General features: G+C 60.6%; 10 protein-coding genes. 7 read left to right on the top strand and 3 right to left on the bottom strand.

Annotation, left to right across the window (positions count from 1 at the left end; translation table 11 throughout):
* Positions 1-47: 47 nt before the first annotated feature.
* Positions 48-3599 carry an indolepyruvate ferredoxin oxidoreductase family protein gene (locus tag J0X15_RS06815; protein ID WP_206939117.1) on the bottom strand — a complete coding sequence of 1184 codons (3552 nt, stop codon included), beginning with the start codon at positions 3597-3599 and terminating at the stop codon, positions 48-50.
* A gap of 162 nt (positions 3600-3761) precedes the next feature.
* Between J0X15_RS06815 and J0X15_RS06820 the strand changes: the two genes are divergently transcribed.
* Positions 3762-4241 (top strand): Lrp/AsnC family transcriptional regulator, encoded by a 480-nt coding sequence (locus tag J0X15_RS06820; protein ID WP_206939119.1) that lies wholly within the window; start codon positions 3762-3764, stop codon positions 4239-4241.
* 72 nt (positions 4242-4313) lie between these two features.
* On the opposite strand, the gene J0X15_RS06825 is transcribed toward J0X15_RS06820, so the two are convergent.
* Positions 4314-5558, bottom strand: a complete 1245-nt coding sequence (locus J0X15_RS06825) for an NAD(P)/FAD-dependent oxidoreductase (protein WP_206939122.1) — start codon at positions 5556-5558, stop codon at positions 4314-4316.
* A 124-nt stretch (positions 5559-5682) separates the two neighbouring features.
* Here J0X15_RS06825 and J0X15_RS06830 point away from each other — a divergent pair, with 124 nt between their 5' ends.
* From J0X15_RS06830 to rpe, 3 genes are all read left to right on the top strand, one after another.
* Entirely contained in the window at positions 5683-6675 is a 993-nt protein-coding gene (locus tag J0X15_RS06830; RefSeq protein WP_206939123.1) for a sodium:proton symporter, read from the top strand.
* A 34-nt stretch (positions 6676-6709) separates the two neighbouring features.
* Complete coding sequence (locus J0X15_RS06835; RefSeq protein ID WP_209015120.1) at positions 6710-7489, top strand: DUF2259 domain-containing protein; 780 nt, start codon at positions 6710-6712, stop codon at positions 7487-7489.
* Positions 7490-7640: 151 nt separating this feature from the next.
* A complete protein-coding gene (rpe, locus tag J0X15_RS06840; protein WP_206939125.1) occupies positions 7641-8312 on the top strand; it encodes a ribulose-phosphate 3-epimerase in 672 nt (223 codons plus the stop codon).
* Positions 8313-8736: 424 nt separating this feature from the next.
* On the opposite strand, the gene J0X15_RS06845 is transcribed toward rpe, so the two are convergent.
* Entirely contained in the window at positions 8737-9087 is a 351-nt protein-coding gene (locus J0X15_RS06845; RefSeq protein ID WP_206939126.1) for a hypothetical protein, read from the bottom strand.
* Positions 9088-9303: 216 nt separating this feature from the next.
* Here J0X15_RS06845 and purB point away from each other — a divergent pair, with 216 nt between their 5' ends.
* The 3 genes from purB to J0X15_RS06860 all read left to right on the top strand — a co-directional run bounded on the left by purB (position 9304) and on the right by J0X15_RS06860 (position 12068).
* Entirely contained in the window at positions 9304-10632 is a 1329-nt protein-coding gene (gene purB / locus J0X15_RS06850; protein WP_206939127.1) for an adenylosuccinate lyase, read from the top strand.
* Positions 10633-10764: 132 nt separating this feature from the next.
* A complete protein-coding gene (locus tag J0X15_RS06855; protein WP_206939128.1) occupies positions 10765-11505 on the top strand; it encodes a metallophosphoesterase family protein in 741 nt (246 codons plus the stop codon).
* 65 nt (positions 11506-11570) lie between these two features.
* Entirely contained in the window at positions 11571-12068 is a 498-nt protein-coding gene (locus J0X15_RS06860; RefSeq protein WP_206939129.1) for a BA14K family protein, read from the top strand.
* The last annotated feature ends 59 nt before the right edge of the window (positions 12069-12127 follow it).

Below are 12127 nucleotides of genomic sequence, written 5' to 3' on the forward strand. Positions count from 1 at the left end.
CTCGCCTGTCCGGATGAATCACCTCGCTTTGCCGCACGCTCGTGAAACTACTCCGCTGCCTCAAGAAAGGACCGGCCACCGGCTTCCCGCGACCCGTCTCGCCCCGAACCGTCATCATTGCAATCGATGCGCTTCAACAGATCGTCTCTACGGGTTGCAGCTTTGGTGAAGCCCGCTTCCTTGACGGCGCCATAGCCTCGGATCATGTCCGGAACCCGCGCCAACTCGACCAGCAATCCGTAGTCTGCCTTGCCCAACCGTGCCAGGATCAAATCCAGATCAGAGCGATACTGACGGATCAGAGCCCGCTCGGCCCGGCGTTCAGCCGTATAGCCGAAGGGATCGGCGAAAGTGCCACGCAACCCACGCAAACTGGCCATCACCTTGAAGACACCGAACACCCACGGCCCGAAGGCCATCTTGGCCGGGCGCCTGGTGCGCTTGTCCGTGCGCCTGGACAACAGAGGCGGCGCTAGATGGATCTTTATCCGGCTGGGATCGTCAAACCGCTCTTCCAGCGTCTTGCGGAAGGCCGGGTCTGAATAGAGCCGGGCCACCTCATACTCGTCCTTATAGGCCATCACCCGGTAGAGCTGGCGGGCCACCACCCGAGACAACCGTTGGCCTCCGGCAGGTTGGGCCGCATCGCTCTTCTGCAGGTCGTCCATCAGGCTGCGATAGACATCGGCATAGCCGCGCCCCTGATAGGCAATCAGCTCGGCTTCATACCGTGCAATTTCCTGCTCCAGCGTTTCAGGCGCCGCTGCCTTTTGTCCCGGCAGGGCCGACACCACAGCATCCCTGTTCACCGCCAGAACACGCCCCGCGCGGAAGGCGCGAATATTGGCGGAGACCGCCGTCCCGTTCAGTCGCGCAGCTTCTTCGATGGCCTCAGCGCTCAGCGGCAGCCCGCCGGCCTGATAAACCATGCCGACCAGCAACATGTTGACGAAGATCGCATCGCCAAGCAGGGCTTCGGCCACCTTGGCTGCGTCAACGGGCAGGAAAGTCCCCGCCCCCTCCGTCAGCACAGCGATCATCCGGGCTTCATCATAGGATTGGGTCTGACGCAAAACGAACTCGGCAGTTGGCGCCACATGGCTGTTGGCAACAATCAGCGTTTCGCCCCGATTCAGCAAAGCCAGCTGTTCGGCGTTGGTGGCCACCACCATGTCGGCTGCCATGAGCACATCGAGACTGGCCGGAGGAACCCGTGGTCCGTCGATCTCCGCATCCCCGGCGTTGAAGCGCAAATGCGATGTCACCGGGCCGCCCTTTTGCGCCAATCCAGTCATGTCGAGTGTCGCCGCCTGTACCGCGTCGAGATGGGCCGCCATCGCCAGAACGGCGCTGACTGTCGTCACCCCCATGCCGCCAACACCGGCAATCAACATGTTCCAGCTGCGCGTCAGGGTCGGCCGCGACGGCTCGGGCAGCTCCGCCGCCAGCGCATCGATATCAACGCTTGAGCGTGTCGCGCGGCGCGGTGATACACCTTCCAACTCAACGAAGGACGGGCAGAACCCCTTCAGGCACGACATGTCCATGTTGCAGCTGGATTGATTGATCACCCGCTTTTCGCCGAAAGGCGTGGCCAATGGTTCCACCGACAGGCAGTTCGACTGGGTCGAGCAATCACCGCAGCCTTCGCAGACGCGCTCATTGATGAAAAGCCGGCTTTGAGCAGCCGCCATCTTGCCGCGCTTGCGGCGTCGGCGCTTTTCCGTGGCGCACGTCTGATCGTAGACGATTACCGACACGCCACGGCCCTGCTGCAGCTCTTCCTGCAGGCTCATCAGCTCATCGCGATGGAACACCTCTGTGCCCGGCGCAAGATTGCTCCAGCCCCCGTAATGCTCAGGGTGCTCGCTGACGACCGTTATTCGGGCCACGCCTTCGGCTTCCAGCTGACGGGTGATCTGCGGCACACTCAGCGAGCCATCCACTGCCTGACCGCCGGTCATGGCAACCGCATCATTGTAGAGCAGCTTGTAGGTCATCGGCGCCTTGGCCGCGACCGCTTGCCGAATGGCCAGAATGCCGGAATGGAAATAGGTGCCGTCGCCCAGATTGGCGAACACATGCGTATCCTTTGAGAAGGTATGTTGCCCCACCCAGAGAATTCCCTCACCACCCATCTGGATCTGGCTTTCCCGTGTTCTGCCGGCCAGCTCCGTCATGGTGTGACAGCCAATGCCCGGCAGGGCCCGCGCCCCCTCCGGCACCCGCGTCGAGGTCGAATGTGGACAGCCGGAGCAGAAATAGGGAATGCGGGTCGCTCGCTCGGCATGTCCCTGGGCCCACATCTCCTGCCGGTTCATACGCTCCACCACCTGCTGCATTTCCGGTGTCACAACATCGTCAGGCAACCAGTCGATCAGCCCCTGCACCAGCTCGGCAACCGAAAGCTCCAGCACATCGGAGAGGAACGGCGAACCGTCAGGACGAACCTTGCCCCAGATGTCGGGACGTGACCCATCGCTCAGGTGGTAGCAGATCTCCTTGATCTGCGGCTCCATGAAAGCCCGCTTGTGCTCCACCACCAACAGACGCTCGGCACCTCGAACAAAACTCCGCAGGCCATCCGGCTCCAACGGCCAGGAGACCGCTACCTTGTAGATTGCAATGCCCAGCGCCTGAGCCTGTGTTTCGTCGATACCGATCAACTTCAGCGCCTGACGCAAGTCGCGGTAGGCCTTGCCGGTAGCCACCAGGCCGAAGCGAACACGCCCGCGCGCACCGAATGCGACACGATCCAGCCCGTTCTCCTTGACATAGGCGCGCGCCGCCGGAAGCCGCACTTCGCGCAACAACCGTTCAGTCTCCAGCCGATTGGCCAGCATCAGATCACGGTTGAGATCACCCGCGCTGCGCGGATCCGGCCCGGCAGGCAGTCGGAAGGAAAGCCGGTTCTCATCCGCATTGACAATGGCAGACGCATCCATCGTGTCCGCGACACAGATCAGCGCGCTCCACAGCCCGGCGTAGCGGGAAAGCGCCAGCCCGTGCTGACCATAATCGAGCACATCCTGAATATCGGAAGGATTGAAGATCGGAATTTCAGCATGCTGAAAATAGAATTCACTCTGGCCGGTCAGAATGGACGACTTGGCCAGGTGGTCGTCGCCCGCCAACGCCAGGACCCCACCGTTGACGTCGGTTCCAGCCGCATTGGCCTGTTTCAGCGCGTCGCCTGCCCGGTCCACACCTGGAGCCTTGCCGTACCAGAAGCCGAACACTCCATCCAGATCGCTGCCCTTGCCGTGCAAGCGTGTTTTCTGGGATCCCCAGACCGCCGTCGCGCCAAGCTCTTCGTTGACCGCCGGAAGCACATTGATCTGCAAGGGGTCAAGCAGCTTGGCAGCACGCTCCAGTTCGGTATCATATCCGCCAAGCGGTGAGCCACGATACCCGGAGATGAACCCTCCGGTCGTCAGCCCGGCTTTGCGATCCAGGCGCGCCCGCTCAAGCGCCAAACGCACCAATGCCTGAATGCCGGTCAAATACACCAGTCCTTGGCGAGCTGTGTATTTGTCCTCAAGTGAAACGCTGAACCCGGGTTCTCTCTGCTGGAAAACGTTCGGCTTCTGAATGGTCATAGCACTGGCCTCCTCTGTGCTGACCCCTCATTATTCCCACTGCCGTTCCGTTTGCTCGGCAGCTCACTCCCTGGAACCAATATGGTTCTGTTTTGAAAGAAATTCTGTGCTAACGTCCCGGCAGATCCACCAAATGACGTGAGAATTTTCCCCTTAACGCGCATGACAGATAAATTTCTTCTCGATCCTACGGACATTCGCGTTTTGCGCGTCCTGCAACGTGATGCTTCCCTCTCCATCGCTGAAGTCGCCAAGGAGGCCGGCATGAGCCAGACCCCGTGCTGGCGCCGCATCAAGCGACTGAAGGAACAAGGCGTCATCCGTCAAATCACGGCGATCATCGACCGTGAGAAGGTTGGCCTCGGTTTCGTGGCCTATTCCTTCGTCAAACTGACCGTTCCCAGCCGCGAAAATATGGAGACCTTCGACAAGTTGATCCACCATTGGCCGGAAGTCGTCATCTGCGAGAGGATTACCGGCGCGGTAGACTATCTGATCAAGGTCGTGACGGACGATATCAAGGCCTATGACAATTTCCTCAGACTGAAACTCTTGGACAACACCTTGGTGTCGGATGTTCAGTCTCGCATTGTGGTCAATACAGTCAAGGACACCTCAGCTCTTCCACTAAGAGAAAACTGACGAGCTCCCGACTGTGCAGACGCAACAACTACGACATCTAATATTTTTTGTAGAAGCCGGGATACGCAACTTTCAAGAGAAACGCAGCGGCAGAAGGGCATCGGCATCCCGCTTTGGGGGAGCCCCGGCCAGCCTGTCAGCAATCAGCCGGCTACACACAGGTCCCAGGGCCATGCCTGCACCGCAATAGCCGAAATTGTACCATAACCCACGGTGTTTGGACGACGGCCCGACAACCGGCAGCGAATCAGGCAGACAATCCCGACTTCCCATCAGTCCGGCCAGTGGCAAATCCTGCCCCAGCGGGAACACGTCAGAAGCCCGTTTACGCGCCCGATGCAGGATCTGCGGATTAGCCAGAGCATCTTCGCCGACGATCTCTATCCCCGTGGTCAGCCGGATCCCCTGCTCCATCGGAGTCAATGTAAAACCATGATCCATGTCGGTAACCGGCCGTGACAGGGTGACACCGGAGCCGGGCCTGAAATGCCGCCCATAGCCGCGCCCCAGCGCAATGGGAAACGACTCTTCGAATCTGGCCGCGAAAGCCGCCGTCGCCTGACCCAGCGCCGCCACGACCTGGGGCGCCCGCAGTTCTGTGCGCGGTGTCGCAAGGATCCAGCGGGAGCGCCTTTGCTCCAGCCGGCCGGCATCCCCGTTCAAATAGATCCCGCCGCCCTGGATAAACTCCCGCCACAGGGATTCCGTCAGGCCGCCGGGATTGGAAATGCTGTCGCATTCGGGCCAGTAGACCCCGAAGAACGCATCCGACCTCAGAGCAGGCTCCACCTCGTGCATTTCGCCACCGCGCAGCGTCTGGTAGTCGATGCCGTAAATCCGCGCATAGTGGCGCTCGCGCTCGGCCCGCGCCAGACTGGCTTCCGAACGATGCAAATGCAGCCAGCCGCTCTTGCGATAGAACCGCTCCGCATTGGCCAGCCGCGCCAACCGGCGATGCTCGGCCCGTGCCTGCGCCCGCAGCGGGGCCATGGCCCGCACATAGGACTGCAAGGCCTGTGGACCGGAGTGGGCCAGATACGACCGGATCCACGGCACCAGATGCAACAAAGTCGATACATCGAAGGAAAAGGCACAGGACTGCTTGAGCGCAATATCCAGCCAGACAGCAGCCCCCGAAGGGATTTGCGCCGGGCAGAAACCGTTGCCCGCTATAATGCCGGCGTTTGCCCCCGACGTGCCATCGCCCGGATGTGCCCGGTCAATCAGCGCGACAGATGCCCCATGCTGGCGTAGGTTGAGAGCCGTCGTGACCCCCACGATTCCCGCTCCCAGCACAATGACATCGACTTCGGCCAAATCCGCCTCTTGGAATGTTGCTTAATTTGCTCTTACCCTAATACCGTCTTGAAAACCAATCGCCCTGACAATTCCCTGTCTCCCCTCCCGGCAGGCCTTGCCCCGCCCAATCAGATTTCCGGTGATGTTTCTCCTTAAACTGCCCTTGATCGTCGTGGAGCGGCTCGGCCGCCACGCCCCCTTCGCCCTGTGGATCTCGCTCGCGCTGGGCATGGGGTTTCCCGGTCTTTCAGAACTGGTACGGCCGTTTCTGGGCAGCCTGGTTTTCCTGCTGCTCACCCTCGCCTTTCTGCGTGTGGATCCCGTCCCGGTCATCGCCCACCTGCGCCGACCGCTGCCGGTCATCCTCGCCTCCCTGTGGATGCTTCTGCTGTTGCCGTTGGCGGCAACTTTGCTGCTTCACTTGCTGCCGACAGGGCTCGTCACTCCCGACATCGCCCTCATCGTCTTTTTGATATGCGCCGCACCGCCCGTCATGTCGGCTCCCGGCTTCATTGCCATGATGGGATTGAATGCCTCTTTCGGCCTGGCCCTGCTGATCGTCACCATGATGCTGACGCCGTTGACTGCGCCGGTCTTTGCCGAGCTGATGACAGCAGGAGAAATGCAGATTGATGCCACTGCCTTGGCATTGCGACTGGCTGGGTATCTGGTCGGCTCACTGCTGCTGGCACGCACAGTCCGCGCCGTGATCGGCAAAGACCGCATTCAGGCCGGAGGCATGCGAATCGACGGACTGAATGTGTTGCTGCTGTTCTGCTTTGCGCTTGCAGCCATGGACGGGGTGGCTGACAGCTTCGCAGCCTCACCTCTCCTGAGTGCCTCGATTGCAGCGCTGACCTTCTTCGCCGCCTTCGTTCAGATCGGCATCACCCTTATTGTCTTCCGCAAACTCGGACGGCAGGACGCCTTCGCCCTCGCTCATTCGTCCGGCAGTCGCAACATGGGCCTGATGGTTGCCGGATTCGGCGGCCACATCCCCGAGCTGACCTGGTTGTGGTTCGCGCTCGGCCAGTTCCCCATCTACATGCTGCCGATGTTGCTGAAGCCTTTCGCCCGACGCTTTACCGCGCCCAAACAACCGCGTGACGCCGGGGCAGATACTCCGCTAGAGTGACCCCGCGTTGTCCCTCAGCCAAGTGGATCCGGATATGTCAGCCCGTTCAATTACCCGCCACACAGCGACCAGCCTGGTTTGGCGGGGGCTTGGCACATGGATGATCGCAACGCTGATGACATCCGCAGCCGCTTTGGCCGGAGATGTCGCGCAGGTGAACATCCTTGGCTTTTCGGCAAATGCCAAGCGCTTCGCCTTTGAGCAGTATGGTATTCAGGATGGCTCCGGCTCCCCTTATTCCGAGCTTTTCGTTCTGGATGTCAGTGAGGACCGCTGGGTATCTCCCTCGCCGATCCGCGAGCGACTGGAAGACGTGCCCGACCGGCCAGACCTGAAAGCGCTGCTTGCCCAAACCCGCGCAGCAGTCCTTCAGGAAGCGAGAGATATCGGACTTCTGGGCGGAATTGAACCTCTCGGACATACGGTCGGGCACAACCCGGTGACGGAACTCACGTCCGATGCCACTTTCATGCGTGTCATGCCGCGTCCCATCCTTCCGCCGTTCGACGCACCGCTCGAGTTTCGTCTCACCTCTTTTCCTGCCCCGAGTGCCGACTGTGCCAGCGACGGTGTCGAGACCACCGGCTTCACTCTGAGCCTGACACGCGAGGGGCAAACCCGCGAGCTGCATTCGGATACCAATATTCCCGACAGCCGTGGATGCCCTTTGCGCTATCGCATCGAACGAGTCGTAACCTATTACCCGGAAGACCGTGGCGATGCGGACGGATATTTCGCCGTTCTGGTTTTCTATGAAGCCCGGGGGTTCGAAGGCCCGGATGGGCGGTATCTGGCAATCACCGGCAAGATTTAGCCGTTTCTAAAGCTTGTAACCAATTAGCATGGGGGCAGACCCTTGCCCTTCGCGTCGTCAACGTGTAACCGCCCCGGTCAGAGGAAACGCGGCAACCATCACAGCATGATCCATGCGCGGGCGCCCACCAGACAGATCGCCGGAGACATCCATGAGCCGTGACATCCTGATTGCCCCTTCCGTCCTTGCGTCCGACTTCTCCAAGCTGGGTCAGGAAGTCCGTGATGTGATCGAGGCTGGCGCCGACTGGATCCACCTGGATGTAATGGACGGGCATTTCGTGCCCAACATCACCTTCGGGCCGGACATCATCAAGTCCATCCGCCCCCACACCCAAGCCACCTTCGACACCCATTTGATGATCGAGCCCTGCGATCCCTACCTCGAAGCCTTCGCCAAGGCCGGGTCGGATATCATCACGGTCCATGCAGAGGCAACGAAGCATCTCGACCGCTCGCTCCAGGCGATCCGCAACCTCGGCCTCCGCGCCGGCGTGTCGCTGAACCCTCACACGCCGGAAAGCGTGCTGGAATACGTCCTCGACCGGCTCGACCTGATCCTCATCATGACCGTCAATCCGGGCTTTGGCGGCCAGAAGTTCATCGAGGCGATGGTCGACAAGACCGAACGCATCAGGCAGATGATCGGCGACCGCCCGATCGACATCGAGATCGATGGCGGCGTGACACCGGAGACCGCGCCTCTTGTTGCCGCTGCAGGCGCCAATGTCCTCGTGGCCGGCTCTGCCGTTTTCAAGGGCGGTTCAGTCGACAGCTACCGCGCCAACATCTCCGCCATCCGCAAGGCCGCGCAAGAAGCTTAAGAGATCCCCATGACCGCGCGTCATGGCATGACTTGATCATGCCATCCATGCCGTGACCTCGCCCCAATGCATAGCCATGCGTCTGCCGACAACGAACGGCATGGATCCTCGGGTCAAGCCCGAGGATGACGGCAGAGGGTAACGGCGCGAGATCGATGGCCAATGGGATGACGGCAGAGAGGATGATGGCCAGGAGGACAGAAGCGGAGGCGGATGACCGACGAGAGGCTCAGGGGCCCAAAACTCTCCACCGCGTCATGGCATGACTTGATCATGCCATCCATGCCGTGACCTCGCCCCAATGCATAGCCATGCGTCTGCCGACAACGAACGGCATGGATCCTCGGGTCAAGCCCGAGGATCCATGCCGGAAAGGGTGTGCTACGCTGAAGGGATGCGGCACCTCGAGAGGCAAATCTGCGCCTTACGGCAGGTAGGTCAGGCTGGCGAGGGTTGGCTTGCCGTCCCAGAAGTTGAACTTCGCGACCACGCTCTTGTCGTACATCTCTTCATCCGAGGCATCGATGTACTGACACGCGACGAAAAGGTGGTCGTTGTTCTCGTCACCGATTTCATCGTCCCAGGCAGCCCCCCAGGAAAGCGGCGTGTCGCAATGTCCCAACCCGACGACCGCCGCAGCCAACCCCGCGGCTCCCGCAGGCGTGGCAAGGAACCGGTTGAAATCGACCACTCCCTCCGCCTGCGCAGGCGTGGCAGGCAACAACAGCATGGCGGCAGCGAGAGTGCTGGCAGCGAACGTCTTGAACATCGGCATGATAAAATACTTCCCCGGAATCGAGCAAAAATTGAACAGCTGCAAACCAGCACGCGGCGCCGCAACAACTGGTAAACTCCAAAAGCATTCGCTTTTCCCGTTTTCGCTGGCCGAATGCAGAAGAGATCGTCACCACAAACGCCCCTCTTTATTGTGAAACGTTGGACTTCCTGCTAGACCGCGCCTAATTCTTTCCTGAAATTACGAGGACCCGCGATGATCCCGCGCTATTCCCGCCCTGAAATGGTCGATATCTGGTCGCCTGAATCCAAGTTCCGTATCTGGTTCGAGATCGAGGCGCACGCCTGCGACGCGCTGGCTGAACTCGGTGTGATCCCGAAAGAGGCCGCCAAGACCATCTGGGAAAAGGGCGGCGCAGCCACCTTCGATGTCGCCCGTATCGACGAGATCGAAGCGGTCACCAAGCACGACGTCATCGCGTTCCTGACCCATCTGGCGGAAATTGTCGGTCCGGACGCGCGCTTTGTCCACCAGGGCATGACCTCCTCGGATGTTCTCGACACCTGCTTCAACGTGCAGCTGGTCAAGGCGACCGATCTGCTGCTGGAAGACATGGACAAGCTGCTGGCTGCAATCAAGCGCCGCGCTTTCGAGCACAAGGACACGGTCACCATCGGTCGGTCGCACGGCATCCATGCGGAGCCGGTCACCTTCGGCCTGAAAATGGCGGAAGCCTACGCCGAGTTCGACCGCTGCAAGACCCGCCTGCTGAATGCGCGTGAAGAAATCGCCACTTGCGCCATTTCCGGTGCCGTCGGCACCTTCGCCAACATTGACCCGCGCGTCGAGGAACATGTCGCCAAGGCGATGGGGCTGGCCGCCGAACCGGTGTCCACACAGGTCATCCCGCGCGACCGTCATGCGATGTATTTCGCCACGCTTGGCGTCATCGGCTCATCGATCGAGCGCGTTGCCACAGAAATCCGCCATCTGCAGCGCACGGAAGTTCTGGAAGCCGAGGAGTATTTCTCCAAGGGCCAGAAGGGCTCCTCCGCCATGCCACACAAGCGCAACCCGGTTCTGACCGAAAACCTGACCGGCCTGGCCCGTCTGGTGCGCATGGCTGTGACACCGGCAATGGAAAACGTTGCCCTGTGGCATGAGCGCGATATCTCGCACTCCTCCGTCGAGCGCATGATCGGCCCGGACACGACCGTCACACTCGACTTCGCCCTGGCACGCCTCACAGGCGTCATCGACAAGCTGATGGTCTATCCGGAGCGCATGATGGGCAACATGGACCGTCTCGGCGGTCTGGTACACTCCCAGCGCATCTTGCTGGCCCTGACCCAGGCTGGTTCCTCGCGTGAGGACGCCTACCGACTGGTTCAGCGCAACGCCATGAAGGTCTGGGACAGCTATCAGGTTTCCGGCGATTCCGAAGTCGACTTCCTGAGCGAGCTTCTGGCCGACGACGATGTACGCGAGTATCTCTCCGAAGACGAAATCAAGGATCGTTTCGACCTCGGCTATCATACCAAGAATGTCGACGTGATCTTCAAGCGGGTCTTCGGCGAAAGCTGACCTGCCTGCCCGGCCCCGACCGGTCCGAGCTAAACATTCAACGCTCTGTCTCACGTTGACCCAAATGCGGGAAGGCGGCTTGAGGCAGGGCGTTTTTTGTTTCTCTATGGCTTTAACGCCAAAGGAGCTCTGATGAAAATCGCCGTCGTCGCCGACATCCATGGCAACCTCCCCGCGCTGGAAGCCGTCATCGCCGACCTCAGCACGGAGAGGCCCGACCAAGTCGTCAATCTCGGCGACTGCGTCTCCGGGCCGCTGTGGCCGGACGAAACCGGCCGTCTGTTGATGCAACGAGACTGGCCGACCGTGCGCGGCAACCATGACCGGGTTGCAGTCGGTCCCAAGGTTCCCGCCAGCAACCGCACCGATCATTTCACCCAGGCGCATTTGTCTGAGGACGTGACTCAATGGCTGAGGCTCTTGCCGCAAGTGATTCAGCTCACAGAGGAAATCACGCTGTTTCACGCGACACCTGAGGTCGATGACCTCTACCTGACCGAGACCGTAATCGACGGTCGCGGCGTTTTGTCGTCAGTCGAAGAGATTGACAACCGGCTTGCCGGCGCCACGGCCGCACCACTCCTGCTCTGCGGCCATACGCACATCCCGCGTCTGCTGACACTGCCCCACGGCCAGACGATCTTCAATCCGGGAAGCGTTGGCTGTCCGGCTTACAGCGACGCCTTGCCCTCGCCCCATGTCATGGAAGCTGGAAGCCCGCATTGCCGCTACGGATTCCTTGAATTCAGTTCCACTGGATGGGTGTTCACCCACAAGTCAATCGCCTATGATTGGCATGCAGCGGAGAGCCGGGCCCGCACCTGCGAACGCCCAGATTGGGCCGACGCATTGAAGCATGGTGTCCTGCATTAAGGATAATTGGAACCAAAGCGCTAGCACATGCTTTACCCAGCAATAGAGATGCGGAGGACCACCCAATGCGAATTCATGACTATCTGATTGGCGGCATAGCCATTGCTGGTATTGCCCTGAGCACACTGACTGGTGCGAAGGCCGCGCCCCTGATGATCTCATCCCCAATCGTGGCTCAGGCTGCAGTTGACGGCAACCTTGTAACCAAGGTGCAGCATCGTCCGCGCTTCGAGCGTCACGGCAAGGATTATTGGTACAATGGTCATCGTGGCAGCCGCCGCCAGCACCGTGGATGGCGCGAGTATCGTGGCTGGTGGTTCCCGCCTGCTGCTTTTGCATTCAGCTTCGGCACAGCCCCGCAGCGCGCTGCTCCGCGGCACTACGACAAACCCCGCCGCAATGCGCCGCAGCGTTATGACCGTCCGCGCCACGACGCCCGTGGCGGTGGTCTCTCCCCCCGTCATTACCGCTGGTGCCAGAACCGCTACCGGTCCTATCGGGCTTCGGACAACACCTTCCAGCCTTACAATGGGCCACGTCGTCGTTGCCGTTCGCCCTTCTAGGGCTTGAGACAATACAGATCATGAGCACCGCCTCCGGGCGGTGTTTTTGTTTGTTCGCC

Origin of the sequence: Roseibium limicola (genome assembly GCF_017313085.1) — a bacterium.
Lineage (GTDB): Bacteria > Pseudomonadota > Alphaproteobacteria > Rhizobiales > Stappiaceae > Roseibium > Roseibium limicola.